We start from the raw sequence: 24,624 nt of genomic DNA, 5'->3' as shown, positions 1-24,624 counted from the left end.
TATTGGATAGGTGTGGGCTTCCGTAGCTTGTACAAAAAACCCTTTGCTATCAACATGGTTTAATAGCTGACCATATTATATGAATTCAGACGTTTCCTCCTCCGAACATGAATTATCTCAAGATGATTCATCACAAGATAATCCCAATGCAAATTCTGTAAGTCCTTCTACAAGTCATGAATCACCTAATCAAGTCGAGCCATCTGATAATCCCGAAGTAGAGCCACAATTGAACAAAGATTCAGCAGGAACAGCAAACGAACAACCTTCAACTAGATCTGATTCCAATATTAAAGGTCCAGATACTGAAGCAAGATTACAGCAATTAGAAAAAGAGCATGAAACTTTAAATAGTCAATATATGAGAATAGCTGCTGACTTTGATAATTTCAGAAAGCGTCAGACGCGTGACCAAGATGATCTAAAAATTCAACTTACATGCACTACGCTTAGTGAAATACTTCCTGTTGTAGATAATTTTGAAAGAGCAAGACAGCAATTAAACCCTGAGGGCGAAGAAGCTCAAACATTACATCGAAGTTACCAAGGACTTTATAAGCAATTAGTTGAAGTTCTTAAGCAACTAGGAGTAGCTCCAATGCGTGTGGTTGATCAAGCTTTTGATCCTTCTTTGCATGAAGCTGTTATGAGAGAGCCCAGTGATGAAAAGGCTGAGGATATTGTGATTGAAGAATTACAAAGGGGCTATCACTTGAATGGTCGTGTTTTAAGGCATGCTTTGGTCAAAGTTTCTATGGGACCAGGACCAAAAGCTTCTGAAGATGAGATTCCTGATCAGAGTGATGCTAATCAAGAACTAAGTCAATCTTCAGATGACTTAACTAAAGATGAGAATTAACTACATGATGATCGAAACGGAATTGAATTTCTTTAAATGAACTAATGGCTGATTTTTACGATCTATTGGGTGTAAGCAGAGATGCTGATGCTGACACTTTAAAAAGAGCTTATAGACAGCAAGCTCGGAAATATCACCCTGACGTGAATAAGGAAGCAGGTGCAGAGGATAAGTTCAAAGAAATAGGTAAAGCATATGAAGTTTTAAGCGATTCTCAAAAGCGAGCTCGTTACGACCAATTTGGAGAAGCAGGAATAGGTGGGGCTGCTGGTATGCCGGATATGGGAGATATGGGCGGCTTTGCAGATTTGTTTGAGACCTTTTTTAATGGTTTTGGTGGTGCTAATTCACCTGGCGGTGGTTCTCGCCCTCAAAGACGTGGACCTCAACAGGGAGACGATTTACGTTACGACCTAACGATTGATTTTGATAAAGCTATTTTTGGACAAGAAAAAGAGATCACTGTTCCTCATTTAGAAACTTGTGATGTTTGCAGAGGGAATGGTGCTAAGAAAGGCACTGGTCCTGTTACTTGTTCAACATGTAGTGGTGCAGGTCAAGTAAGAAGAGCTACTCGTACACCTTTTGGAAGTTTTACCCAAGTTGCAGAATGTCCAACTTGTGGTGGTACTGGACAAGTGATTAAAGATCCTTGTAACGCTTGTGGAGGAAAAGGGGTTAAGCAAGTAAGAAAAAAATTAAAAATTAATATTCCTGCTGGAGTTGATAGCGGAACACGATTAAGAGTTTCAGGAGAGGGCAATGCTGGATTAAAGGGTGGTCCATCTGGAGATCTATATGTCTTCTTAAAAGTTAAAAATCATCCTAATTTAAAGAGAGATGGATTGACAATTTTATCTGAGGTTAATATTAGTTACCTTCAGGCAATTTTAGGAGATACTATTGAAATAGATACTGTAGATGGACCTACTAAGTTACAAATTCCAGCAGGAACTCAACCTAACTTTATTTTGAATTTAGAAAATAAAGGAGTACCGAAACTAGGCAATCCTGTTGCTAGGGGTAATCATCAAGTCTCAGTAAAGATTAAATTACCTACAAAATTATCAGATTCTGAAAGAAATTTATTAGAAGAGTTAGCTGGACATTACTCTGCACGTGGACCTCAACACCATTATCATAAAAGTGGCTTGTTTAGTAAGCTATTTGGCAACAAATAGTGGATAAAAATATATTGATTGATCATTATTTAGATTTATCTGGCCTTGCTTGTCCAGTCAATTATGTTAAATGCTGCTTGGCTTTGGAAAATTTATCTTCAAAAGATATTTTAAAAGTGGATTTGGATGTAGGAGAATCTGAAACTAGTGTTATAGATGGTTTACAAGAGAAGGGTTATAAAGTAAAAATATTGAACAAAGACTCTAAAAAAGTAACTTTGACAATATCGAGTGAATAAAAATAAATCTAATAAATTAAAAGGTATTGTTGTTGCACTTAAGGCAAATTTTTTAATCGTAGAGATTGACTATAAAGATTTTAAAGATGATTTATTAGATCAATTTTATAAAAAAATTAGACTTTTATGTACACGAAGAAGTAAGTTAGATTATCAAGGTTTATTTATAGATGTAGGAGATATAGTTTGCGTTGAGTCTATAGATTATAAAAACAAAAAAGCTGTAATTTCAGAAGTGGAGCCGCGAAAAAGTTTTTTAAAACGCCCAGCAGTTGCAAACGTTACATTAATTTCTATTTGTATCTCAGTTGATGAGCCTTTATTTGATATGGAGCAAGCAAGTCGTTTTTTATTAACAGCTGAATGTGCAAATATAAAACCTTTGATAATTTTAACTAAAACAGATTTAATTACAAAAAATGATTTGATTTTATATATAAATAAATTAAAGACATGGGGTTATGATTGTATACCAGTTTCTATACAGAATTCTCAGGGTATTGATTTATTAATAGAACGATTTAGAAAAACAAAATTAACTGTACTGGCTGGACCCTCCGGAGTAGGAAAGACAACTTTAATTAATCATTTAATTCCAACCGTTTCACTCCCTACATCATCTGTTTCAAAAAAATTAAAGAGAGGTATTCACACGACAAGACATGTCGAACTTTTTGCGATTGGGAATGGATCACTTCTTGCTGATACACCAGGTTTTAATCGTCCAGAAATACTATGCGAGCCATCTGATTTTGCTTATTTGTTTCCTGAGTTTCAAGCTCAATTAAGTAAGTCACAATGCAAGTTCCGAGATTGTTTACATAGAGATGAGCCTGGTTGTGTAATTAATAAAGATCTTGAAAGATATCCTTTTTATCGTGAGAGTCTTGAGGAAATGATTAATTCTCATCTCCCATACCAGGCAGGTTAAGCTTGAATCCACCTGTTAGATCTTCCATTCGTTCTTTCATCGTCGATGTTGAAACTTCGTGAGCGGATTTCATAGCATCTAATATGGCTTCTTCTACTATTGTTTTTTCTTCAGAAAGAAGAGATGGGTCAATTTCTACCCGTAAAGGTTTTTGATTTCCTGACATCCATATTTTTGCTCGATTGTCATTATTTGTTCCTTCTATTTCCATAACTTCAAGCTCTTCTTGAAGTTTTTGAGCATTCTGCTGAATTTGTTGTGCTTTTTTAAAAGCTTCAGTGAGTTGTCCAAAATTTGGTAGTCCGAATCCAGCCATGAGAATTTCCTATTGTTACTGATCTTAGGGTTTAAAATTAAAAGCCACATTGTTTGACTTCTGTTTCTAACAAGATTCCATAAGAATTAAAAACTTGTTTTTGAATATATTTAATCAACTCCCTGATGTCACTTGAGGAAGCTTTATTTGCGTTAATTATAAAATTTGAATGTATTTTGGATATTTCAGCTCCACCATAACTAAATCCTTTTAAACCAAGTTCTTCAATTAATTTTGCGGCTTTTAAGGGTTCTGGATTTCGAAAAACACTTCCGCAGGTTTGGGCTTTATATGGTTGAGTTTTTAATCGATGATTTAGGTTTTCATTTGTGACCTGTCGTATTTTTTCTGCCTGACCTGACACCAGCTTGAGTCGAGCAGATAAGACAATTAATTTCTCATTTTGAAGCAGACTCTGTCGGTATCCAAAATTGAGATCTTTTCCTTTGATCATTTTGCATTCACCTGTCAAAGATAGCGTTGTAATACTCTCGATATAGCTAGATATGGAATGTTCTTGTGCTCCTGCATTCATAACTACTGCTCCACCAATTGTTCCTGGTATTCCAACAGCCCATTCGAGTCCATGAAGTCCATTGGCAGCTGCTTTTCTCGCCAAAGTTGGAAGCATTTCACCACTAAGTACTTCGATAATTCCACTATTTTTATCAACTTTAATTCCTTTGAAATTTCGCATACAAAGGCTTAATCCTTTAATTCCTTTGTCATTGATTAAAAGATTTGATCCAGCACCAATAATATTGCAGGGAATTTTTTTCATATTTATCCAATTAATTAAATATTTAATTTCTTCAATATTTTTTGGTTGAGCAATCCATTCTGCAGGACCACCTATTCTCCAAGTAGTAAAATTTGATAAGGAAATATTTTTTTCTAATTGAATGGAATCCATTTATTAAGCGGCTAAATCATTGTTGATTGATTTAGTATTTATGAATTCTAAAAATATATTTTCACATATTAAATTAATATCTCCTGCACCCAGGATTAAAATCAAGTCTTTTTCAAGAGTATGTTCTTTTATTAGTTTTATTAAATTTTGATTATTGTTTGGTGTATATATTCTTAGATTAGGTTTTAATTTTTCTAACTCATATCCAATAGACTTATTATCTATTCCTTCAATTTCATTTTCTCCAGCAGAGTAAATTGGAGTTATGAATACTAAATCAGATTTACTTAGACTTTTTGCAAATTCTTTTTGAAATTTTTTAGTCCTACTATACCGATGTGGTTGAAATATAGTTACTAATCTCTTAGGTGATATTTTTGAAAGGTTATTTTTTGTCTTAATGATAGTAGAAGCAATTGATATTGCAGCATCAATTTCACTAGGATGATGCGCATAATCTTCAATTATTAATCTATTTTCCCATAATCCTTTATATTCAAATCTTCTTGAAGGAAGCTTTAAATTATTAATTCCTTTTTTAATATCTTTAAAAAGAATTCCAGTTGTTCTGCATGCAGCTATTGCAGCTATTGTATTGCTTAAATTGTGTATTCCTGGAATAGGTATTTTTATACTATCAATAAACTTTTCTTTTTCATAATACTCAGCAATAATTTCACATCCATTAGATTCTTTTGGAATTAGTGCGAAATCTATATTATTAATTTTTTTAGTCGAAAATAATTTAGAACTCTTTATATTATTCTTAAGATTTTCACAGTCAAAATTGGTAATTAAGCATTCACACTTTTGAGCAAATTGTTTCATGGTATTTATTAAATCTTCTAGATCTAGATAATGATCAACATGTTCAAGCTCTAAATTGGTTATTATGCCAATACTTGGGTTAAATTTTACTAATGATCCATCCGATTCATCTGCTTCTGCAATTAATAAATCACTATCACTAACGTTGTAGTTTCTTTTATAGAGAGGTACAATTCCACCTATAATAGCTGTTGGGTTCTTATTTGCGTAAGCAAATAATGTTGTAATGTAAGTACTTGTTGTTGTTTTACCATGAGATCCTGAGACGATTATTGATCTCTTTTGTTTAATTAAAAATGCTAATATTTCAGAACGATGATTGATCGTTAGATTATATTTCTTTGCTTTACATAATTCTAAATTATCTTCACGTATTGCCGAACTTCTAACAACTAATATATTTTTTCCATAAACTTTAATAATTTTGTCAATATTCGACTCTTTTTGATTTTGAAATATATGGACTTGATTGTCTGCTAATTTTTTTAAGGTTAGGCTTTGTTTTTGGTCAGAGCCAGATATCGAATATCCATTTTTAGCGAGAATCATTGCCAGAGCAGACATGCCAATACCTCCGATTCCTATAAAGTGAATATGAGGTGGTAATTCTTGTTTCTTCTTCAATTGAACTTCAGTGTCGAGTGAAAGATAACTCTTCATCGATCCAAAGGCACATTTTTTAAAGAATTAGAGAGTTTTTGTGCTTTTTATTTCCTTAACGCTTCAATTATTTTTCAAAATGCACAGAAAATGATCATCGTTCTGTATGATCAGCGGCCAGTAGCTTATGCGGTTTTACCGTTTTTGAAATGACTTTGCGTGTAGCGATTAATGGATTCGGAAGAATTGGACGCAATTTTATGCGTTGTTGGCTCAGTAGGGGTGCAAATACAAATATTGAGGTGGTCGGTATTAACGTCACTTCTGATCCAAAAACTTGTGCCCATTTGCTCAAGTACGATTCTATTTTAGGAGCTATAAGCGACGCCGAAATTTCACATACTGACGATACATTTCAAATTAATGGCAAAACTATAAAATGCTATTCAGATAGAAATCCATTAAATCTTCCTTGGGAAGATTGGGGAGTTGATTTGGTAATTGAGTCAACAGGTGTATTTAATACAGATGTTGGAGCTAGTAAGCATTTACAAGTTGGTGCGAAGAAGGTAATTCTCACTGCACCTGGTAAAGGTGATGGTGTAGGAACGTATGTAGTTGGTGTTAATGCCGATAGTTATTCTCATGAAGATTTTGATATCCTTAGCAATGCGAGTTGCACTACCAACTGCTTAGCTCCAATAGTAAAAGTTTTAGATCAAAAGTTGGGGATTAATAAAGGTCTAATGACCACGATTCATAGTTATACGGGAGATCAAAGAATCCTAGATAATGCTCATCGTGATTTACGTCGTGCAAGAGCGGCAGCAATGAATTTGGTCCCTACTTCAACTGGAGCGGCAAAAGCTGTTGCTCTTGTTTATCCAGAAATGAAAGGGAAATTAACTGGTATTGCGATGCGAGTACCTACTCCTAATGTTTCTGCAGTTGATTTAGTTTTTGAATCAAGTCGTAAAACTAGTGCTGAAGAGGTCAATTCACTATTGAAGACTGCTTCACAGGGCGAAATGAAAGGAATCATCAAATATGGTGACCTTCCTCTCGTTTCTAGTGATTATGCGGGAACTAATGAATCAACCATTGTTGATGAAGCTTTAACGATGTGTATTGATGACAATTTGGTGAAAGTTTTAGCTTGGTATGACAACGAGTGGGGTTACAGCCAACGAGTTGTTGACTTGGCTGAAATTGTTGCTCAAAAATGGAAATAAAATTCAAGTTTTATTTCTTGAAATGTTGAAAAAGGCTTGATTGCTCAATATTTATTGTTTCTAAGTTATCCCAAGAAATAATGGGTTTACCCTTTTTTATAAACCCAATAATTTGGGCAAGTTTGAAGTTTTTTGATAGAGCTTCTGCCCACTCTTTAGGAAGAGTGAGTATCAATTCATAGTCTTCTCCCCCATTTAAGATCCATTCATCCCAAATCGAATCTTCTGGCCAGTCAGGATCTTTAAGAATAGAAGTTTTTGATATAACTGCTTGGCAATCACTGCTTTCGCAAATTCCTCTGATTGATTCAATAAGTCCATCGCTGCTATCGGTTCCTGCAGCTCTCCAACTCATTGACTTAGGCTTGCACGCTTTCAATGCTTGAAGTGCCTCAAGGGCTGGATAAGGACGCTTATGTGCATTTATAGCTCTATTAGTAAGCTTAGGACTTATTTCGACTTCACTGGGTAGGTGCTCGGATCTTAAAAGTGCTAAACCTAATCTACTCAATCCATGGAATCCGGTACTAACAATATAGTCTCCTGGTACAGCATTTCCTCTATGCAGTCTCAGCTGGTTCATCTCTCCAATTGCCGTAATTGAAATCATTTTTGTTTCTCCACAAGAGCAATCTCCACCAATTATTTCTCCTCCAAACTCTTCCATAGCTTCCCGCATCCCTTCATATAGGTTTTCTACCCATTTCCAATGTGTTTTTGGTGGCAAAACAAGTCCAACAGTAAAGGAAATTATATTTTCTGACCCACTGCAAATCAGATCAGAAATATTTGTGGTAATACATTTCCAGCCAATATCTTTAGCATTAGATATTTCTTCAGAAAAATGAATTTTCTCTACAAGTAAATCAGTATTGATCAATAAACTTTTATTAATTGAATTTATTTCTGCAACATCATCATCTATCTGACCAGATCGCATAAATCTTTTTAGACGATTCAGCAATTCTATTTCACCTAAATCTTTTATTGTAGTGCACACTTTATTAATAATTTAAGCTTTGAGGTTTAGATTCTCTGACCCATTTAATACTTTAATTGAGATTATTTTATCATCTACTCCAAGTTTATTTAATATTTCAGAACCTTCTATTACGTAACCAAAAGCTGCGTTTCTTCCATCAATAAGATTACGTCCAGCCGGATTTAATTCAGCTTCATATAAGAAGAAGAAAAACTGAGAAGAACCATCATTTAAATCAGAATCAGAATGAGCCCAGCCAAGTGTTCCTAAAGTTGCAAATGGGAGAATTGGTGTTTCAGTATAAAGACCAATATCTTCAAAAGTTTCGCCATAAATTGTATCTTCTAAACTGCGTGTTCTTATTTCTAAAGGAATTTTTCTCAACTCATTACTATCAGGGTTTAAGTATCCTATCTCTTCTCCTTTAGGATCTCCAGTCTGAAGAATAAAAAATTCTTCAGCTCTATTAATTGGTAAACCATCGTAAAAACCTTTTAATGAAAGATCTATAAATGCACCAGCTGTTAGAGGAGCATTATAACCATCAATAATTGCACTCATAGTTCCTTTTGATGTTTTTATTTCTACATTCGCTCTACCTAAAAGTCTTGGTAAGTTGTCATATTCACTGGGTATTTTATATGGAAAATTATTTGTAATTAAAAGAGATTCTAAATCATCAATTGTTTTTAAACTTTGACGTCTGAGGTTGAGAAATGAGACTTTATTTTTTTCGTTTGCTATTTGCCCTAATTCATCAAGCTCTTCTTTCAGATTAGAGAGGAGATTAACAGCTTTTTCTTTGTTTTCCTCTGGTATGGAGTCAAGAATTTGATTTTTCTTGTTACTTACTAAGAATTGACTTCTTGAGGTTGCTTTGCTGACAGCTGACCATCTACTTCCTCGAAGATCATCGCTGGTTTCCTCTAGTTTGTTTTGTAATTCACGTAATTCTTTTTGGTCAATCGGTAAAGAATTTCTTAATATTGCATATGGATCTTTTAGTCGATTACCATTTGGAAGGCTTGCAACAGCTGGTTCAATCCATGGAGAGCTCAGAGAAAACAGGATTGTTATCAGGGCAAGAATGCAAATCTTTTTTGCCATGTTAATTCTATGTTTTGCATGACTTTGGCACAGACTTATGATCGATTGGTATCTTTTGTGTGAATGATTTCAAGTAACGACTTTCGCACTGGCACTACGATCGAGTTAGACGGTGCAGTTTGGCGTGTTATTGAATTTCTACATGTCAAGCCTGGTAAAGGTTCTGCGTTTGTCAGAACTAAATTAAAAGCTGTTGTGAGCGGTAGTGTTGTTGAAAAGACTTTTAGAGCTGGGGAAATGGTTCCACAAGCTCTTTTAGAGAAATCGAAGTTGCAACATACATACATGGACGGAGATGATTTTGTCTTTATGGATATGACTTCTTATGAAGAAACACGCCTAACAGCTAAACAAATTGGTGAAAGTAGGAAATATCTAAAGGAAGGTATGGAGGTTAATGTAGTGTCTTGGAATGAAAAACCTCTTGAAGTTGAATTGCCCAACTCAGTTGTTTTAGAAATAAAAGAAACTGATCCTGGGGTCAAAGGTGACACTGCGTCGGGAGGTACAAAGCCTGCAATCTTGGAAACAGGAGCCCAAGTAATGGTCCCATTATTTATTTCAATTGGTGAGAAAATTCGAGTAGATACTCGAAATGACAGTTATCTAGGCCGAGAAACACAATGACTATGAATCTTGATCATGATGAGCTTCATCGCTTATTGGCAACTTTAGCTGAGAGCGACATTCAAGAGTTTCGACTTGAGGGAGAAGACTTTTACTTAGAAGTTAAACGTAATCTTGAGACTTCTTCGGATTCAATAATTTCTCAAAAGAACCTCATATCAGAAGAGATTGTTTCACCACCATCTCAACCTAAAATAGAGGCTACTCCAGTCCCAAGTACTCCCCCTCCTTCAGTGCCAGGCTCTCGCTCTGACTTGCTCGAAGTGACTGCTCCTATGGTTGGGACCTTTTATCGCGCGCCAGGGCCAGAAGAACCACCTTTCGTGGAAATTGGATCGAGAATTAGTGTTGGGCAAGCTGTTTGTATTCTTGAGGCAATGAAATTAATGAATGAATTAGAGTCAGAAGTGAGTGGAGAAGTAATGGAAATTCTTGTTGAAAATGGAACACCAGTTGAGTTTGGTCAAGTTTTAATGAGATTAAAACCTGTTTAAAAGTTCTTATTTATCGAGAAAGAAGCCAGGCATTATTCATCGCAGAAATCATGCTCGTTGCTCTTGCTTTAAACTTACCTGCAATATCAAGAGCAGTCCCATGATCAGGGGATGTTCTTATAAACGGCAGTCCAAGAGTTGTATTAACAGCCTGATCAAATGCGATCAGCTTTACTGGTATTAGACCTTGATCGTGATACAAAGCAAGAATTCCATCAGGTGCGTTATTTTCATTAGACCCGCCAATCCATGCATCTGCTGAAGATAACCAGCATGTATCTGGAGGAATAGGCCCAGTAATTTTGACACCTGGATTGTCTACTTTCCATTCGTTTAAACTGGGAATAATTAATTTTTGCTCTTCTATTCCAATCTTTCCTTCTTCTCCTGCATGAGGATTTAAGCCGGCTATATGTATTAATGGTTTGTCTTTGAATTGACGACAGAAATGCAATAATGCATCTAATTTATATCTAATCAACTCTTTAGTTAAATTATTATTTATTTTATTAATAGATATATGTGTTGTAGCTAACAAAGTATTAAATCTCCAACCGTTATTTGGTGATATTGCTGTGAAAAGCATAGATGTCTTTTTGTTAGTTAATTTACCTAATAGTTCAGTTTGTCCTGCAAATTTATGGCCTGCTTTATGCCATGCAATTTTTGAAATAGGTGCTGTCACTAGAGCCTTAGCTTTTCCTTCTAAAAGCATATTTGTCGCATTCAAAAGCCATTTAAAGCTTGCTGCGCCAGTATGCTCATCAACTATTCCTGGAATGATGTTTCTTTCTAGGGGAATATCAATAATATCAAGTTTCTCTGGGTCAGGTATATTATCTATTCCATGATTAATTAACTTTGTGTAAGTTTCATAAATGTTATTTTTGCATCCAACAATTAAAGGCTGAATATTATTATTTAAGTACTTAGAACCAAGCGCTTTAAGTATTATTTCAGTTCCTATTCCTGCAGGATCTCCTAATGAAATAATAATAGTATTTTTATTTGATTCTGGTGCTTTAACTTTTTGCATGTTTAGATGTGAGTTTGATTTTTTTACTTAAATTGAATTGGTTGCAATGAATCTGAAAAGTTTTTCTATGATATTTATTGTATTTAATTAATTAGAATCTATTTGCATATAGAACTTACGTCATTTTTTTGAAAAGAACAGACATTAAAGATTATCTGAAATATAAAAACTATTCATTCATTTTTAATTTAGAGAAACAATTTTTTAGGCCAGATTTAAAATCAGGATAGATTAGAGAATAGCCAAGTTTTTGACATAATAGCTTGTTATCAACTTTTCGATTTTCTTGCCAAAAAGATAGTGCCATTGGACTCATCTCCTTTTTTGCAATATCAAAAGGGATTTTTAATGGTATAGATTTTTTAGCTATTTTCGCTGCGAAAGTAATCACTTCCAGATTACTTGTTGGTAAGTCATCAGCTACATTTACTACTAATGGATTTTTCCCTTGAGAATAGAGATTAATTAAAAACAATACAGATCCAGCAATATCATCGACATGAATTCTTGAAAAAACTTGATCGGGCTTATCTATCATTTTTGTTGTTCCATTAAATAGGCTTTCAAATGCAGATCTTCCAGGTCCATAAATACCAGGCAATCTAAGTATTTGAATAGGAAGCTTTGTTTCTATCCATTGTTTTTCACATGAAAATCTACGAATACTTCTTTCTTGCTGAGGATTAGGTGAAGTATTTTCATTTACCCATCCTCCTTTAGTATCTCCATATACACCAGTTGTGGATAAGTATCCAACCCATTTTAAATTCTTAGAATTTAATAATTGAGTCTTGAGTTTAAGTAGTACAGGATCTTCTCCATTCAATAAAGGAGGTATGCAACTCAATACGTGCGTTGTTCCTTCGAAAATTTCGTTAGATATTTCTTTTTCGGTATTAAATATGAAATCAGCTCCTTCGCTTTCTTTGTTTCTTCTGCTGCATAAAACCTTTATTCCTAAACCTCTTGCAAAACTTGCGATTCTTTGTCCACTAAATCCACCTCCAAATATTACTAATTTTGATTTAGGCGGTAGAGGATCAAAGCGCTTGACAATATCCTGAATCATTAGTACAAATGTATTATGTTTGGTTATTGAGCAATGATTGCTTCTTCTTTAAAGCCTAGTCTTAATTCCGTCAATGGTGCTAGCAAATTAAGGAACTATGAAAGATTATCTGGACAGAATAAAAATCAAAGCTTGATAAAACCTTTGATTGCCTCAATCTGCTTTCTTCTTTGTATAGTTTTTGTTCCTGAGAAGTCATCTAATATAGCTTCTATATGTGAAAAATATAATTCTTCTGATGCCTGTCAAGTTTGGTAGAACCTTAAGCTGCTTGCCAAGAATAATCTTCATTTAAAAGAGATTTTGATTTCTCAATGTTTTCAGTCCGTTTAGGTTCAGCCCATTTTAGAAGTCTCAAAGCTAGTCGTATGTCACCCTCAGTCCAAGCTCTAATAGCCATTGATCGCCTTGGGTCGTAAAAACGTTGTTTTCGGTACCATTCAAAAGCATTATTGTCTGTTTTGCTTCCATTGCAAGATAGGCAGGCAGGTACACAATTCTCAGTGATACTTAATCCACCTTTGCTTCTGGGTAGGACATGGTCAATTGATTCTGAATTTTCCCCACAATATATACATCGCTTACCTGTGTATTCATGCAAAGATTTTCGCCATCTTCGGTCACGTAGCTTTGGGCATAGATCTTCTAAGAAAACCGCATCCCTTTTGTGCATACTTATTATTTAAGTAAATTAATTTTGCCTTGATAGGCCAATAAGTCAATGTATCGAAAATTGCATTTTTTGATTTTATAAGATTTATTTTTGAATTGAGAAAGGTTTATGCAATGCTTATGTATTAACAAATCAAAATCGAAAGACTAATAATTATAACGGTCTATATATTTCCCCTTAGGAGTTTTCTCGGTGCTGTTGACTTCTGATTCTTTATTATCATTAATTCCAATTGAGCTTGATTCTCCTGTATATAGATCGCCTAAATAATTAATGCAATCTGCATATTTTGCAGGATCTTGAACTACTTCTTCAACAATTAACGAGGCTGCTTGTTTAGGTGAAGTTTTGAATAAACCTTGTTTTTTGCTTTTTATAAATTGATAGGCTGCTTCCCAGCTTGGTTCATGAGTATTACCCCCATTCCTCATAAAGCAATATATGTCTGCTCCGTTTGTTACTGCTCCATTAACTTTTAAACCTAAAGTAGTACTACAGACTAAACAAATTATTGAAATTGGTAAGAAGTTTCGCTTTATCCCAATTGGCATGATTTTAAAAGAACTGTCAATCTTAAATTATCTATTATTCTTTCTTCTGTCTAGCTTTATCTCGTATTAGTATTCTGCTTTATTCATTAATTCTAGTGCTTGTTTTATTGATCAAAAATTTTATTTAAAAATCTGTGAAGTAAATTTTTTACTTTTGGTATCGCTTATTTTTAGATATGACTGTTATAAATATTTTTTGATATACTAGTTTCCCAAAATTTATTGTACTTGCAAATTTAATAATGAATGCAATAAAGGTAAAAAAACTAGCATTTTTGAAAGAGGCTAGTGATTTTTTTAAGAATGCATCATTTTATGCTGATGAAGGAGATTTGCAATTATCTGCTGGTTTGATTTTGAAAGTACTTGACCAAGAGAGAAAGGCCCTTAGCGTTGGTCCTCAAGTACTTCATCTAATTAAAACTAGATAGTTATTTTATAGATTCTTAAATATTATTCGTTATTTAGGATTGAAATAGTTTTCGCAATACCTCTACCAATTGGTACATTTAGTTCTCCTATTTTATCAAGAGTGCTTTCTAAAGCTGATATGACACTAATAATGTCTCTGTCATTTACAAATCCTAAATGACCAATCCTAAAGATTTTTCCTTTCAAATGATCTTGCCCTCCAGCAAGGAGTATGTCGAAGTCATTCTTTATTAGTTTTCTTATAGTTTCTGCATCTATATTCTCAGGCTCAACAGCTGTTATTGCTGGACTTCCAAAACCTTCGTTTGTAAATAAGTTTAAACCCATTGCTTTTATTCCTTCTTGTGTCGCTTTTTGATGACGAGCGTGCCGGGCGAATATATTATTTAACCCTTCTTTTTGCATCATTGTCAGCGACGCTTCCAAAGCAAAGTATAAATTTATTGCAGGAGTAAATGGATTACTGTTTTTGTTTGCTGTTTTTAAATATTGTTTTAAATCTAAATAAAATTTAGGTAAATTTGATTGTTCATTTGCTTCCCATGCTCTTTTGCTCATTGCAACAAAACTGAGACCTGGTGGAATCATATAACCTTTTTGAGAACCCGAGGCTATTACATCAATCCCCCATTCATCCATTGGAATATTACATGCACCAATACTTGTTACACAATCAGCAATTGTAATAGCTTTACTATTACTTTTTACTTCGTTATTTATAGTTTTTAGATCATTAATTACTCCTGTTGAAGTTTCTGAGTGAGTTAAAATTACTGCTTTAATTTTTCCATCTCTGTCTTCTTTGAGAAGTCTCTTGAATTCATTTGGGTCAAGAGGTTGCCCCCAATCGGCTTTTACGACTTTTACTTCTAGTCCATATGCTTTTGCAACTTTTACCCATCTTTCTCCAAATTTCCCATTATCACCACAGATAACTTGATCACCTTTGCTTAATGTATTGATGATTCCAGCTTCCATCGCAGCTGTACCACTCCCTGTGATTGTTAGTACGTCTGCAGTTGTTTGGTGAAGCCATTTGAGTTGCTCAGTTGTCTTTTTTACAATTTCTTGAAAATCTCCACTTCTATGACCGATGGGGTGTTTACTCATACAACTCAAAACATTTTCTGGGACCGGGGTTGGTCCAGGAATCATTAGATTGAGTTTGTCCTGCATTTACTTATTTAAATCTTGATTATTATTATCTTAAAAAATTATTTAAGGAATTTCTTCTATCGTCAGCTCTTCCAATGATTTGAAAGGATTTACTCTGCCTGTTTGGGTGGTTGCGGCTGCAAAGTCTGCAACCAATATTCTTGTTGGTAATAAATTTCAAGATATCGAGAACATTTATTTACCAGAGAAAGAAGAGTCAATTAAGGTGCCCGTTTCTTCTTCTGCATTACTTGATAATGGTGAGAAAGCTTTGGCAATCAGTCATTGTCAGTCTGGGTTATCTCTTGATCTAACAAGAGGATTAGAAATTTGGGCTTATGTTCAATTAACAAAAGAAAACTATAAATCCGGGAAGATAGTTCAGAATGGTTTTCCTGATTGGCTTGATTTTCATGCCGGGTATGGAGTAGGTAAATTTAAATCATCTGGTCTGCCATGTATATCTAATTTTGCGCGTGATTTGCTGTGTATAAACCTTTACCCCCTCTTACCCAAAGGCAGTTCAATTAAAATAGAGATTGTTTTACCTCAAGGAAAAGATCGTGCTTTAAAGACGAGTAATGAAGCATTTGGAGTTGTAGATGGCTTGTCTCTGATTGGGACACAGGCTGAAGCTCAAATTAGTGCTTCTCCTGATCAGTTGAAAAACTGCAAAGAAATCTTGCGCGATAAATGTTCTAAATCAGCCTTTGATGGATTCTTAACTTTTGTAATTGGTGAAAATGGAATGGATTTAGCATTGAAATTTGGAATTCCAGCTAATCAAATTATTAAAACGGGGAATTGGGTAGGACCTCTTCTTGTTGCTGCTGCGGAAAATGGTGTGAAGAAACTTTTATTATTTGGATATCATGGAAAATTAGTAAAACTCTCTGGTGGTGTTTTTCATACTCATCATCATCTCGCTGATGGAAGACTTGAAATTCTCACTTCACTTGCAGTTAGAGAAGCTATTTCTTTTGATTTGATTAATTTAATAAGTAAATCAACATCAGTAGAAAATGCTTTGTTAACCCTTGAAGTAAGTAACCCAGAGGCGATATCTTTGATTTGGGGTCGAATGGCTAAAGAAATAGAAATTAAAAGTCAGAGCTATGTGAATCGATATTTATCTTCATCGATGGAAATAGGATCTGTGTTGTTTGACCGTAAAAGACAAATTCGTTGGGCTGGTTTTGAAGGTATAAAACAAATTAATTCTTTAGGGTTAATGCTTAAGTGATAGGCATATTCTCATGCTCTTAATTAGTCTATTGAATAAGAATGTTTTATAAGGATTCATCAGGTTGATATGACTTCAATGATTTCAGAGGAAAAACGTAATCCAGCAATCGTAATTCTCGATTTTGGTTCTCAATATTCAGAATTAATTGCTCGAAGGATTAGAGAGACAGAGGTTTACTCATTAGTTATGAGTTACACAACCTCTGCTGATCAACTACGTTCTCTTGATCCTAAAGGAATTATTTTAAGCGGAGGACCTGGATCTGTTTATGAAGAAGGTGCTCCATATTGTGACCAAGAAATTTTCAATTTAGGTGTTCCTGTATTGGGTGTTTGTTATGGAATGCAATTAATGGTTCATCAGTTAGGCGGATCTGTAAAACCTGCTACTGGTAAAGCCGAATATGGAAAAGCACCTTTAGAAGTTGATGATCCAACTGCTTTATTAACTAATGTCATTAGTGGATCAACAATGTGGATGAGTCATGGTGATTCAGTTCAGGAATTACCTAAGGGATTTGTCAGATTAGCTCATACTTCCAATACTTTAGAAGCAGCAATTGCTTTTCACGAAAAGAGTTTTTATGGAGTGCAATTTCATCCCGAAGTTGTTCATTCTACTCAGGGAATGGTTTTACTAAGAAATTTTGTATATCATATTTGTTCATGTGAGCCAGATTGGACGACAAATTTATTCATAGATGAAGCTGTTTCTCAAGTACAACAACAAGTAGGCGATAAAAAAGTTTTATTGGCTCTATCGGGTGGTGTTGATTCATCAACTCTTGCATTTTTATTAAATAAAGCAATAGGACCTCAATTGACGTGCATGTTTATTGACCAAGGTTTTATGAGAAAAGGTGAGCCCGAATTTTTAATGTCTTTTTTTGATGAGCAGTTTAAAATTAATGTTGAATATATTAATGCTCGAGAAAGATTTATTTCAAAATTAAAAGGAGTAATTGATCCTGAACAAAAGCGTAAAATTATAGGCAGAGAATTTATTAGAGTTTTTGAAGAGGAGAGTCTTCGTTTGGGCCCTTTTGATTACTTGGCTCAAGGTACGCTTTATCCAGATGTAATAGAAAGTTCTGGAACAAATATTGATCCCAAAACTGGTGAACGAATAGCGGTTAAAATCAAAAGTCATCATAATGTAGGAGGCTTACCAAAAGATTTACAATTTAAACTAGTGGAGCCTTTGAGACGTTTATTTAAAGATGAAGTCAGAAAAGTTGGTAAATCATTAGGATTACCGGATGAAATTGTTCGAAGACACCCATTCCCAGGTCCAGGATTGGCTATAAGGATTTTGGGAGAGGTTACTTATGAAAAATTAAATTGTTTAAGGGATGCAGATTTAATTGTGAGAGAGGAGGTTAATAATGCTGGTTTGTATAACGAGATCTGGCAAGCTTTTGCTGTCTTGTTGCCTGTCTACTCAGTTGGAGTAATGGGAGATCAAAGAACCTATGCATGGCCAATTGTTGTGCGTTGTGTTTCAAGCGAAGATGGAATGACGGCTGATTGGTCTCGTTTACCGTATGATATTTTAGAAAAAATTTCTAACCGTATTGTTAATGAAGTTGAGGGAGTTAATAGAGTTGTTTTGGATATAACAAGTAAGCCTCCAGGAACTATTGAGTGGGAATAGCATTGACTACTAAAAAGTAGTTATAGACTAAAAACGATACTTCACCGTAGAAACTATTTAAGTGTGAAGTGACAGAGTGACAAGGGATCTCAAGCAGGCACTTCACCGTGACTTCACCGTGGGACATTTTCAGTGTCTCTACAGAGAAATTGTAGATAGTCTGTTTTCTCTACACTTGTGCTTTTATTTCTAAGATTTAGTTGATGAGAATCTATGAACGACTTCTCTACGCAATGAGAAATTCTTAGTATCAAAAAAGTTCATTTTTTTCTATTACTAAATCGACTAATTGTTTTTTATTGAGTTTGGAAATTTTGTCTATGCCAACCAGCATTGCTCTCAATTCGCTATTGGTCTTTTGCATCAGTACCGATTTCTGATCAATAAATATTCCTTTCTTTAGGATCGAAAGAAGAGTTGAGAAGGCATCAAAAATTGCCATTGAAGCGATGATGCAAAACATCATCACAGAATCAGCAGTGGTAGTTAATTTCATTGGTTTTGAGGAAATAATTTTTGGTTTGTTATGCAACTTCTGGACACCATCCAATTTGTAATACCCTCTTCTTTTGCCAATTCAGGCAACGCTTTGTGAGATGTTCACCTTGAGGGATAAGACGTTGGTGAAGTGGACAAGTCAAAAGAGTGACGCATGATTTATCGCACGTATAAGTGAAGTGTTCACATGTAAGACAAACTGAACTTCCTCTGGACTTCACCAGCTCCAGATTAGTGAAATAACTCCACTCTTTTGGATGCTCAAGTGCTTCAACTGGAGCAACAACTTTTGGTGTTTTAATTCGATCCATCTTGGTTCTCCTTGTGAGAAGAGGCAAAAAAAGCACGATGCTCACTTCGTGCTTCCTTTGTCGGTTTAGTGATGGGGATAACACTAATACAAACGTACTATATTTGTCTATTAGGTCAAGTCATCTATTTTTTCCATTAAAGAAGGGAGCGAGATTTTGGTCGCTCCCTTTGAGTCAAGCACTCAATTGATTGAACTAAATTTCCATCCTTTATTTAACTTTGACCCACAGAAGGTGCTGTAACTCCTAATTCATTATTACAAATTCAGATCAGGTGAACATGAGAAAAAACTCCTGTTTAACCAACCACCCAATAATCTTTGTGTTTTCTGAGAATGAGTTTGAGAAGATCGAGAATCATCCTTTTTACCTCAATATTTCAACTGAAAGTAATAAGGAACAAGGTGTGGAAGTGTTCCAAGTGAGATTAAAAGGACAGAAAACCAAAGAAAGATCGATGAAAGAGTATTCGACCCATTGGATCTGAAACTACGTGTTGCTTGCATAATTAGATCTCCTGTTAGTTCAATGTTTTTTAGTAGTCCATTGAGCAGTTGCCAAACTGCAAACATTCATTCTCGTAATCGACCTCATCAAAATCAGTTTCATAATTCGAAACCAGATCGCACCAATCGTTCCCTTGCATAGGAACTCCACAAGATTTTGAGAATGTTTCCTTTACGTCTTCGATTGCATGTTTAAATGGATTACCGCATGACATGGTTTGACCTCCTAATAGTGCCTTGATTTATATCTACTCCTCCTAATTCAAAAAATCTATAGGACAAAAACCCTAAAGTATTAACTCTGATTACCGCACAAAGAAAGACCCCTGAAACTAATCAGGGGTTTGGGTTGTTCCGACCATTGCAGAGACCGCACGAAAGGTGACTCTGTTCACATCAGGAGGTGTGAGATTCCTCCTTAGAGTCAATGCACATTTCCCCTTTTTAATATCTTCGAGAGTGCGATGACTCTTGATTTATGTCTACTCCCCTTCTTAGAAAATATCTATACAGAGAACCCAAATGTAGAAATACTCTGGTGTTCTTACCCATAGCAATTTCCATTCAGTAGTAGTAAAACATTCTCAGGAGTCAACGCACTTCCTTAGGTCTGGAGTGATGGACTCAAAGGGGGCGACCAAAATCTCGCCCCCTTACTACTTTTGAGGTATATCTATGACCAGAAAAAGAGACAAGATCTGGACAGCAATTATTGCAACTAAGCAATGGTTCACTAAACTTTTTACAAGTGAGGCAGATGCTTTAGTTGATAACTTCGGAAATAATCCACCACCAGAGATAGGACCTCAATCTTATTCAGGAGATATTCACGATAAAGGAGACTGATTTCATTCATTTAAATTGCATTAAGAAAGGGACCCTGCTGCTTCAGCGACCTTGAGTCCCTCTCTTCATTTACAGAACGATTTTGGTAAGGAGTTGTTCTGCTTTTCCTTTTCTAATCAATTTCACAAAGGTTCTGCATCCGAAAAAATTCCTAATTAGATATCGTCCTCACTGTTTCCGAATGGGTTGTATCTGATATCAAAAATCAAAACTACTGCTGTGCTTAAAAGCAGTAATCCAAAAACAACTTGGGGAGGTGGAAATATCATTAGACCACTCTAGAAAAGGCACAAAAAAACCGCCCAGTTCTGTTAGGGCGGTTTCTTTGTGAGATCAGGCGCAAGTGTTTCCTTGTTTCCACTGCGGAGGATCTCAACTCCTCACAAAATCAACTTATTAGACGTAACTAGGGGTCTCAAGTGTCAGCAGATGAGTTTCTCAACTGTCACATGTGCCAATTCTATAAAATCAACCATTAAAAAAGCACCCCCACTTACGAGAAGTCGAGTGCCTTTTTACAACAGAACTATTGTGTGAGGAGTTGTTCTGTTATTTCATTTCTACTCCTGTCTGCACCTTTTGTCACTAGGGAAACACAAACTGATGAGACCCTGTAAAAAAGGAACAAGAACACATGAATAGATCTACAGTTCAAAAGATTATTGAAAGAGAAGGAGTGGCAGCATGACTAAAAAAAATAATTATGCAGGTGGATTATCTAATTACATTGTTTTGAAGGGAGAGAAGGAAGTTATTTTTTATTTGCATAACCCCTATCCAGATTGCTTGGAAATTCCAGCAATCATGAAGGCACGCTTCCCTGAGGATTACAAGAGCATAGTTGTCAGTTCATTGGATGAGTTTAAAAAATATGGAGGGAAAGCATGAGCACCAAATGGGATGACACCTCATGGCAAGAAGAGTTCTTAGAAATGAAGACACATAAACCTGAAGTAGTGAGACTGCTAATGGAAGGTCCAAGAGGATTCCGAGACGCATGGCAACTGGGTGCACTTCATGAGGAATACAAAAGATTGAAGAAGACATATGAGCAACTAAAACTGCAAAATGAACAAGAGGAAGAACAGCAATGAGAGAACAAATAGATTGGAAGCAAGAACTACTTGATTCAGCAAACTTCAATGGCAAACAAGAAAAGATATTGAAGCATGGTCAAAAGTCTTTAACTGATAGTTGGTTATTAGGTGCGTTGTATATCCGTTGGAAAAAGATGAAAGGATATCGAGAATCTCCAACTCCTAATTGTCAGAGTTCATTTCTTGAATGGGAAAAGCGACTTGCAAAAAAAGAGTTTTATGTCCTTATTGAGGACGATGTTCTCTATCCAGATTGGTAATGAGATTTCAAGTCACGATGATCGACAAGGAGGAGAAGACTTTTGAAGAAACAATCGTTGCAGGAAATATGGACGAAGCAAAAAAGATTGCAAAAGAAAGTAACCCAGAAGCAAAAATAGTTTCTGCTAACTGGGTTTATAAGTGATTTATTTTTACGGTTTATGAGTCCCCACTTTTCCTTGGATAAACTTTCCCCGTATGTTTCCCGTGCTATATTGCATTTAAGAAACCCAGTCATTACTGCGTTTTTATACCCCATATATGGTAGGAACTATTGAGTGGGAGTAACGGAAACGTCTACTTTCTAGTGATAATTTGATTTTTATGGTTTCACGTGGCACACTTTTACCGTCTCCATGGAGAAATCGTAGAAAGATGCTTTTCTCTATAAAAATTAAATATTTTGGGTGTGGAATTTGTCAATTCTCATTTTTACAAACCCAGAACTGATACATTTCGCTGAAAGTGTTGGGATGTTTTTCTTCAAACTTTGCCCAGTTTTGTAAGTTGATTTGCTTCTTATCTTCTGGGAAATATCTTTTATAGAGAGATTTAACTGGTTGTTGAAGTAAGAATCCAAGGAACTTTAATTCATTTGATTGGAGTATTTCCAGTATTTGTTTGATTGTGAATCTGTGTTCCTTTGTATGAAAGCAAAGATCACGGCAGGAAGAAAGTGTATAGAAATCACTACTCTTTAATAGAGAGTTAAGTTCTGGTCTTTTTCCAGAAAAGATAGTTTGTCTGAAATCACGAATATCATCCTGATTTGATTTAAGTTTATTATGATTAATATATTTTCTTGCCGAAATAATATTTTGTCTTGCTAACTCACTATATAAACCTAACTTAAGGAATCCATTGTGTTTTAAAACACCCATTAATGTTGTTAACCCCTTCGAGGGATTATGCATGTGATGCAAAACACCTCCACATTCAATAATGTCAAATTTTATTTTCAGTAAATCAACTTCTAAGATGTCCATGTGAATTAGTTCAACATTATTAATTTCAAGTTCATTTATCTTCCTTTGAGCATAAGCAAGACTAGATAGACTTAAATCTATAGCGGTTATTTGAGCATTTTTATACCTCTGTGCTTGTAAGATTTGCTGACCTGTTCCACATCCAGCAATCAGAATTTGTAATTGATCATCACCTAAAGTTTGAGTTATATAATTAGGGTTGATTTCATTATTAACTCCTTGAACAAACGTTATCTTTTGACATTCTGAGTGATTTCCATATCTCCATCTAGGATATGGACTTTCTTCATATTGAGTTTTTACTCTTAGAGAAGTATTATCATTAATTGATCCAATATTTTTGACATTTTGGGATAATTCAATTTCTTTTAGTGGCTCTATTATTTGTAATTTTATTAGTTCTTTGAAACTTTGATCTGAAGAATAAAAAGATTTTAAAGATGGTATTTGATCAAGTAGTTTATATAGTGGAAAATAACAAGATAAAATTGACAAATTTATTTCATTTAATTCATTTTCTTGACATCTTTGGATGATACAATCAAGAGATACTTTTTCTTCTTTGGAGAGAGAGTAGACATATTCATTAAGGAAGCATTGTTCTCCTAAGGCAATAATAAATTGCAATTGAGAGTAACAAATATTCTTTTTATTTTTGATTATCTGTTTGCATATATTTTTTCTTAGTTTCGTTAGAATTTCTTCTAATTTTTGATCACTAAATATAATTTTTTTTAGTGCATTAATGAAAATTTTATCATTAAATATTAATTTATTTTTGAAGTGCCCTGAGTCTAGTATTTCCAGATTATTTATTATTTTATCTCTATATAAAAAATTAAATGCTTTGAATAATTCCTTATGAGATAAATTATCTTTTTCTAAAAGAAGATTTAATATATGTTTTAAGTTTGATTTATTTAACTGTGAAGGGTCTGAATCTCTTAGCAATTCCGTTATGAAGGAATATATACGAGGATAAGTTTGATTAATTTTAATTACTCGTAGGTAAGAAACAAAAGATTCTTTTGATTTTCCAATATTTCTCAGTATGCTTCCAAGATTCAAATGAGCATCTAAGTAATCAGGATTAATTTTAATAGCTTTTCGAGTGCAGATTTCTGCTTCTTTTAATTTGCCAAGATCTATCAATATGGATCCGAGATTGAAATATGCTTCTGCGTAATCAGGATTAATTTTAATAGCTTTTCGAGTGCAGATTTCTGCTTCTTTTAATTTGCCAAGATCTATCAATATTGATCCAAGATTGGAATATGCTTTTGCATAATTAGGATTAATTTTAATAGCTTTTCGAGTGCAGATTTCTGCTTCTTTTAATTTGCCAAGATCTATCAATATGGATCCGAGATTGGAATATGCTTCTGCATAATCAGGATTAATTTTAATAGCTTTTCGAGTGCAGATTTCTGCTTCTTTTAATTTGCCAAGATCTATCAATATGGATCCGAGATTGAAATAAGCTTCTGCATAATTAGGATTAATTTTAATAGCTTTCCGAGTGCAGATTTCTGCTTCTTCTGATTTGCCAAGTTTGCTTAATATGCTTCCTAGATTTAAATGGCCATCTGCAAAACTAGGATTAATTTTAATAGCTTTTCGAGTGCAGATTTCTGCTTCTTGTAATTTGTCATGATCTATCAATATGATTCCATAATTAGAAAAAACTCTGTAATCATTAAAACCTTTAGCAATAAAATATTGATAATATTGTGCTGCTTTTTGAGTATTTCCTTGTGAATGGAAATCAAATGCTTGCTTAATTATTTCTTCTTTAGAGGGTTTAGAAGGAGTACTTGTATTAATAGTAAAATTTTCTTTGATTTCTCCTAAAGCAAATGGAACGGGGAATGTTTTCACCTTAGTAATTTTCGTCTTTACTTCTGCTTCTTGACTAGAGCTATTCATCTTCTCTTGTTTTTTCTCTCTTTTAGCTCTTCCTATTTTACTACTAATTTAAATCCTGATTAATTCCTT

The 24,624-nt window shown here is 34.5% G+C and carries 30 protein-coding genes; 16 read left to right on the top strand and 14 right to left on the bottom strand.

What is annotated here, in order from left to right; genetic code table 11:
• The first annotated feature begins 79 nt into the window (after window positions 1-79).
• The 4 genes from grpE to rsgA are packed head-to-tail and all read left to right on the top strand — an operon-like array spanning window position 80 to window position 3,210.
• Window positions 80-859 carry a nucleotide exchange factor GrpE gene (gene grpE / locus SIB75_RS11120; protein ID WP_413683389.1) on the top strand — a complete coding sequence of 260 codons (780 nt, stop codon included), beginning with the start codon at window positions 80-82 and terminating at the stop codon, window positions 857-859.
• A gap of 44 nt (window positions 860-903) precedes the next feature.
• The gene (dnaJ, locus tag SIB75_RS11115) at window positions 904-2,040 is read left to right on the top strand and encodes a molecular chaperone DnaJ (RefSeq protein WP_413683388.1); all 1,137 of its coding nucleotides are present in this window, start codon (window positions 904-906) and stop codon (window positions 2,038-2,040) included.
• Entirely contained in the window at window positions 2,040-2,279 is a 240-nt protein-coding gene (locus SIB75_RS11110) for a sulfurtransferase TusA family protein (RefSeq protein ID WP_413683387.1), read from the top strand. The genes dnaJ and SIB75_RS11110 overlap by 1 nt, the downstream gene beginning before the upstream one ends.
• A complete protein-coding gene (gene rsgA / locus SIB75_RS11105) occupies window positions 2,272-3,210 on the top strand; it encodes a ribosome small subunit-dependent GTPase A (RefSeq protein ID WP_413683386.1) in 939 nt (312 codons plus the stop codon). Before SIB75_RS11110 ends, rsgA begins: the two co-directional genes overlap by 8 nt.
• Here rsgA and SIB75_RS11100 read toward each other — a convergent pair.
• The 3 genes from SIB75_RS11100 to murC are packed head-to-tail and all read right to left on the bottom strand — an operon-like array spanning window position 3,179 to window position 5,927.
• Window positions 3,179-3,526, bottom strand: a complete 348-nt coding sequence (locus tag SIB75_RS11100; protein ID WP_413683385.1) for a YbaB/EbfC family nucleoid-associated protein — start codon at window positions 3,524-3,526, stop codon at window positions 3,179-3,181. The genes rsgA and SIB75_RS11100 overlap by 32 nt on opposite strands.
• Before the next feature lie 37 nt (window positions 3,527-3,563).
• Complete coding sequence (gene murB, locus SIB75_RS11095) at window positions 3,564-4,439, bottom strand: UDP-N-acetylmuramate dehydrogenase (protein ID WP_413683384.1); 876 nt, start codon at window positions 4,437-4,439, stop codon at window positions 3,564-3,566.
• A gap of 3 nt (window positions 4,440-4,442) precedes the next feature.
• Window positions 4,443-5,927, bottom strand: coding sequence for a UDP-N-acetylmuramate--L-alanine ligase (gene murC, locus SIB75_RS11090; protein WP_413683383.1), 1,485 nt, complete (start codon window positions 5,925-5,927; stop codon window positions 4,443-4,445).
• Window positions 5,928-6,076: 149 nt separating this feature from the next.
• On the opposite strand from murC, the gene gap reads away from it, so the two are divergent.
• Window positions 6,077-7,099, top strand: a complete 1,023-nt coding sequence (gene gap / locus SIB75_RS11085; protein ID WP_413683382.1) for a type I glyceraldehyde-3-phosphate dehydrogenase — start codon at window positions 6,077-6,079, stop codon at window positions 7,097-7,099.
• A gap of 10 nt (window positions 7,100-7,109) precedes the next feature.
• On the opposite strand, the gene thiL is transcribed toward gap, so the two are convergent.
• Together thiL and SIB75_RS11075 are read right to left on the bottom strand one after the other, a co-directional pair.
• Entirely contained in the window at window positions 7,110-8,099 is a 990-nt protein-coding gene (gene thiL / locus SIB75_RS11080; RefSeq protein ID WP_413683381.1) for a thiamine-phosphate kinase, read from the bottom strand.
• Window positions 8,100-8,111: 12 nt separating this feature from the next.
• The gene (locus SIB75_RS11075; RefSeq protein WP_413683380.1) at window positions 8,112-9,188 is read right to left on the bottom strand and encodes a peptidylprolyl isomerase; all 1,077 of its coding nucleotides are present in this window, start codon (window positions 9,186-9,188) and stop codon (window positions 8,112-8,114) included.
• 63 nt (window positions 9,189-9,251) lie between these two features.
• Between SIB75_RS11075 and efp the strand changes: the two genes are divergently transcribed.
• Together efp and accB are read left to right on the top strand one after the other, a co-directional pair.
• Complete coding sequence (gene efp, locus SIB75_RS11070; RefSeq protein ID WP_036906095.1) at window positions 9,252-9,815, top strand: elongation factor P; 564 nt, start codon at window positions 9,252-9,254, stop codon at window positions 9,813-9,815.
• Window positions 9,812-10,309 (top strand): acetyl-CoA carboxylase biotin carboxyl carrier protein, encoded by a 498-nt coding sequence (gene accB, locus SIB75_RS11065; protein ID WP_413683379.1) that lies wholly within the window; start codon window positions 9,812-9,814, stop codon window positions 10,307-10,309. Before efp ends, accB begins: the two co-directional genes overlap by 4 nt.
• 10 nt (window positions 10,310-10,319) lie before the next feature.
• Here the strand turns inward: accB and pdxA are convergent, their stop codons facing one another.
• Both pdxA and SIB75_RS11055 read right to left on the bottom strand, forming a co-directional pair.
• On the bottom strand, window positions 10,320-11,345 hold the full coding sequence (gene pdxA, locus SIB75_RS11060; RefSeq protein ID WP_413683378.1) for a 4-hydroxythreonine-4-phosphate dehydrogenase PdxA: 1,026 nt from the start codon (window positions 11,343-11,345) through the stop codon (window positions 10,320-10,322).
• A 169-nt stretch (window positions 11,346-11,514) separates the two neighbouring features.
• Window positions 11,515-12,414 carry an SDR family oxidoreductase gene (locus SIB75_RS11055; RefSeq protein WP_413683377.1) on the bottom strand — a complete coding sequence of 300 codons (900 nt, stop codon included), beginning with the start codon at window positions 12,412-12,414 and terminating at the stop codon, window positions 11,515-11,517.
• Window positions 12,415-12,447: 33 nt separating this feature from the next.
• Between SIB75_RS11055 and SIB75_RS11050 the strand changes: the two genes are divergently transcribed.
• Window positions 12,448-12,672, top strand: coding sequence for a hypothetical protein (locus tag SIB75_RS11050; protein WP_413683376.1), 225 nt, complete (start codon window positions 12,448-12,450; stop codon window positions 12,670-12,672).
• A 4-nt stretch (window positions 12,673-12,676) separates the two neighbouring features.
• Here SIB75_RS11050 and SIB75_RS11045 read toward each other — a convergent pair whose 3' ends face one another.
• A complete protein-coding gene (locus SIB75_RS11045) occupies window positions 12,677-13,087 on the bottom strand; it encodes an HNH endonuclease (protein WP_413683375.1) in 411 nt (136 codons plus the stop codon).
• A gap of 146 nt (window positions 13,088-13,233) precedes the next feature.
• The gene (locus tag SIB75_RS11040) at window positions 13,234-13,638 is read right to left on the bottom strand and encodes a DUF6554 family protein (RefSeq protein ID WP_413683374.1); all 405 of its coding nucleotides are present in this window, start codon (window positions 13,636-13,638) and stop codon (window positions 13,234-13,236) included.
• A 242-nt stretch (window positions 13,639-13,880) separates the two neighbouring features.
• Between SIB75_RS11040 and SIB75_RS11035 the strand changes: the two genes are divergently transcribed.
• Complete coding sequence (locus SIB75_RS11035; RefSeq protein WP_413683373.1) at window positions 13,881-14,069, top strand: hypothetical protein; 189 nt, start codon at window positions 13,881-13,883, stop codon at window positions 14,067-14,069.
• Between the two features lie 22 nt (window positions 14,070-14,091).
• On the opposite strand, the gene SIB75_RS11030 is transcribed toward SIB75_RS11035, so the two are convergent.
• On the bottom strand, window positions 14,092-15,246 hold the full coding sequence (locus SIB75_RS11030) for a pyridoxal-phosphate-dependent aminotransferase family protein (protein WP_413683372.1): 1,155 nt from the start codon (window positions 15,244-15,246) through the stop codon (window positions 14,092-14,094).
• A 79-nt stretch (window positions 15,247-15,325) separates the two neighbouring features.
• Between SIB75_RS11030 and cbiD the strand changes: the two genes are divergently transcribed.
• Complete coding sequence (cbiD, locus tag SIB75_RS11025) at window positions 15,326-16,468, top strand: cobalt-precorrin-5B (C(1))-methyltransferase CbiD (protein WP_413683371.1); 1,143 nt, start codon at window positions 15,326-15,328, stop codon at window positions 16,466-16,468.
• 69 nt (window positions 16,469-16,537) lie between these two features.
• Complete coding sequence (gene guaA, locus SIB75_RS11020) at window positions 16,538-18,124, top strand: glutamine-hydrolyzing GMP synthase (RefSeq protein ID WP_413683370.1); 1,587 nt, start codon at window positions 16,538-16,540, stop codon at window positions 18,122-18,124.
• Window positions 18,125-18,374: 250 nt separating this feature from the next.
• On the opposite strand, the gene SIB75_RS11015 is transcribed toward guaA, so the two are convergent.
• From SIB75_RS11015 to SIB75_RS11005, 3 genes are all read right to left on the bottom strand, one after another.
• Complete coding sequence (locus SIB75_RS11015) at window positions 18,375-18,620, bottom strand: hypothetical protein (protein ID WP_413683369.1); 246 nt, start codon at window positions 18,618-18,620, stop codon at window positions 18,375-18,377.
• A 28-nt stretch (window positions 18,621-18,648) separates the two neighbouring features.
• Entirely contained in the window at window positions 18,649-18,933 is a 285-nt protein-coding gene (locus SIB75_RS11010; RefSeq protein WP_413683368.1) for a galactose oxidase, read from the bottom strand.
• A gap of 535 nt (window positions 18,934-19,468) precedes the next feature.
• A complete protein-coding gene (locus SIB75_RS11005) occupies window positions 19,469-19,654 on the bottom strand; it encodes a hypothetical protein (RefSeq protein ID WP_269612303.1) in 186 nt (61 codons plus the stop codon).
• 460 nt (window positions 19,655-20,114) lie between these two features.
• On the opposite strand from SIB75_RS11005, the gene SIB75_RS11000 reads away from it, so the two are divergent.
• The 5 genes from SIB75_RS11000 (at window position 20,115) to SIB75_RS10980 (ending at window position 21,788) form a co-directional block, all read left to right on the top strand.
• Complete coding sequence (locus SIB75_RS11000; protein WP_413683367.1) at window positions 20,115-20,285, top strand: hypothetical protein; 171 nt, start codon at window positions 20,115-20,117, stop codon at window positions 20,283-20,285.
• 684 nt (window positions 20,286-20,969) lie between these two features.
• Window positions 20,970-21,173, top strand: a complete 204-nt coding sequence (locus tag SIB75_RS10995; RefSeq protein ID WP_413683366.1) for a hypothetical protein — start codon at window positions 20,970-20,972, stop codon at window positions 21,171-21,173.
• Window positions 21,170-21,379: a hypothetical protein gene (locus SIB75_RS10990; protein WP_413683365.1), complete on the top strand. Its 210-nt coding sequence runs from the start codon at window positions 21,170-21,172 to the stop codon at window positions 21,377-21,379. Before SIB75_RS10995 ends, SIB75_RS10990 begins: the two co-directional genes overlap by 4 nt.
• Window positions 21,376-21,642 carry a hypothetical protein gene (locus SIB75_RS10985; protein ID WP_413683364.1) on the top strand — a complete coding sequence of 89 codons (267 nt, stop codon included), beginning with the start codon at window positions 21,376-21,378 and terminating at the stop codon, window positions 21,640-21,642. Before SIB75_RS10990 ends, SIB75_RS10985 begins: the two co-directional genes overlap by 4 nt.
• Window positions 21,642-21,788, top strand: coding sequence for a hypothetical protein (locus tag SIB75_RS10980; RefSeq protein ID WP_413683363.1), 147 nt, complete (start codon window positions 21,642-21,644; stop codon window positions 21,786-21,788). Before SIB75_RS10985 ends, SIB75_RS10980 begins: the two co-directional genes overlap by 1 nt.
• A gap of 274 nt (window positions 21,789-22,062) precedes the next feature.
• Here the strand turns inward: SIB75_RS10980 and SIB75_RS10975 are convergent, their stop codons facing one another.
• Complete coding sequence (locus tag SIB75_RS10975; protein ID WP_413683362.1) at window positions 22,063-24,555, bottom strand: tetratricopeptide repeat protein; 2,493 nt, start codon at window positions 24,553-24,555, stop codon at window positions 22,063-22,065.
• Between the last annotated feature and the right edge of the window lie 69 nt (window positions 24,556-24,624).

The sequence above is a fragment of the Prochlorococcus sp. MIT 1011 genome (assembly GCF_047305235.1).
Lineage (GTDB): Bacteria > Cyanobacteriota > Cyanobacteriia > PCC-6307 > Cyanobiaceae > Prochlorococcus_B.
Note: the sequence above shows the minus strand (reverse complement) of the source record. Positions and strands in the feature narration are given on the sequence as shown.

What these genes read in the sequence shown, in the direction of transcription:
- gap (WP_413683382.1), top strand. Translation starts at nt 6,077, where the DNA reads ATGACTTTGCGTGTAGCGATTAATGGATTCGGAAGAATTGGACGCAAT.
- efp (WP_036906095.1), top strand. Translation starts at nt 9,252, where the DNA reads ATGATTTCAAGTAACGACTTTCGCACTGGCACTACGATCGAGTTAGAC.
- SIB75_RS11035 (WP_413683373.1), top strand. Translation starts at nt 13,881, where the DNA reads ATGAATGCAATAAAGGTAAAAAAACTAGCATTTTTGAAAGAGGCTAGT.
- SIB75_RS11055 (WP_413683377.1), bottom strand. Translation starts at nt 12,414, where the DNA reads ATGATTCAGGATATTGTCAAGCGCTTTGATCCTCTACCGCCTAAATCA.
- SIB75_RS10995 (WP_413683366.1), top strand. Translation starts at nt 20,970, where the DNA reads ATGACTAAAAAAAATAATTATGCAGGTGGATTATCTAATTACATTGTT.
- SIB75_RS11010 (WP_413683368.1), bottom strand. Translation starts at nt 18,933, where the DNA reads ATGGATCGAATTAAAACACCAAAAGTTGTTGCTCCAGTTGAAGCACTT.
- murB (WP_413683384.1), bottom strand. Translation starts at nt 4,439, where the DNA reads ATGGATTCCATTCAATTAGAAAAAAATATTTCCTTATCAAATTTTACT.
- SIB75_RS11040 (WP_413683374.1), bottom strand. Translation starts at nt 13,638, where the DNA reads ATGCCAATTGGGATAAAGCGAAACTTCTTACCAATTTCAATAATTTGT.
- SIB75_RS10975 (WP_413683362.1), bottom strand. Translation starts at nt 24,555, where the DNA reads ATGAATAGCTCTAGTCAAGAAGCAGAAGTAAAGACGAAAATTACTAAG.
- SIB75_RS11015 (WP_413683369.1), bottom strand. Translation starts at nt 18,620, where the DNA reads ATGAAATTAACTACCACTGCTGATTCTGTGATGATGTTTTGCATCATC.
- SIB75_RS11050 (WP_413683376.1), top strand. Translation starts at nt 12,448, where the DNA reads ATGATTGCTTCTTCTTTAAAGCCTAGTCTTAATTCCGTCAATGGTGCT.
- SIB75_RS11030 (WP_413683372.1), bottom strand. Translation starts at nt 15,246, where the DNA reads ATGCAGGACAAACTCAATCTAATGATTCCTGGACCAACCCCGGTCCCA.
- SIB75_RS11000 (WP_413683367.1), top strand. Translation starts at nt 20,115, where the DNA reads ATGACCAGAAAAAGAGACAAGATCTGGACAGCAATTATTGCAACTAAG.
- accB (WP_413683379.1), top strand. Translation starts at nt 9,812, where the DNA reads ATGACTATGAATCTTGATCATGATGAGCTTCATCGCTTATTGGCAACT.
- SIB75_RS10990 (WP_413683365.1), top strand. Translation starts at nt 21,170, where the DNA reads ATGAGCACCAAATGGGATGACACCTCATGGCAAGAAGAGTTCTTAGAA.
- SIB75_RS11100 (WP_413683385.1), bottom strand. Translation starts at nt 3,526, where the DNA reads ATGGCTGGATTCGGACTACCAAATTTTGGACAACTCACTGAAGCTTTT.
- guaA (WP_413683370.1), top strand. Translation starts at nt 16,538, where the DNA reads ATGACTTCAATGATTTCAGAGGAAAAACGTAATCCAGCAATCGTAATT.
- SIB75_RS10985 (WP_413683364.1), top strand. Translation starts at nt 21,376, where the DNA reads ATGAGAGAACAAATAGATTGGAAGCAAGAACTACTTGATTCAGCAAAC.
- murC (WP_413683383.1), bottom strand. Translation starts at nt 5,927, where the DNA reads ATGAAGAGTTATCTTTCACTCGACACTGAAGTTCAATTGAAGAAGAAA.
- grpE (WP_413683389.1), top strand. Translation starts at nt 80, where the DNA reads ATGAATTCAGACGTTTCCTCCTCCGAACATGAATTATCTCAAGATGAT.
- SIB75_RS10980 (WP_413683363.1), top strand. Translation starts at nt 21,642, where the DNA reads ATGAGATTTCAAGTCACGATGATCGACAAGGAGGAGAAGACTTTTGAA.
- dnaJ (WP_413683388.1), top strand. Translation starts at nt 904, where the DNA reads ATGGCTGATTTTTACGATCTATTGGGTGTAAGCAGAGATGCTGATGCT.
- pdxA (WP_413683378.1), bottom strand. Translation starts at nt 11,345, where the DNA reads ATGCAAAAAGTTAAAGCACCAGAATCAAATAAAAATACTATTATTATT.
- SIB75_RS11005 (WP_269612303.1), bottom strand. Translation starts at nt 19,654, where the DNA reads ATGTCATGCGGTAATCCATTTAAACATGCAATCGAAGACGTAAAGGAA.
- SIB75_RS11075 (WP_413683380.1), bottom strand. Translation starts at nt 9,188, where the DNA reads ATGGCAAAAAAGATTTGCATTCTTGCCCTGATAACAATCCTGTTTTCT.
- SIB75_RS11045 (WP_413683375.1), bottom strand. Translation starts at nt 13,087, where the DNA reads ATGCACAAAAGGGATGCGGTTTTCTTAGAAGATCTATGCCCAAAGCTA.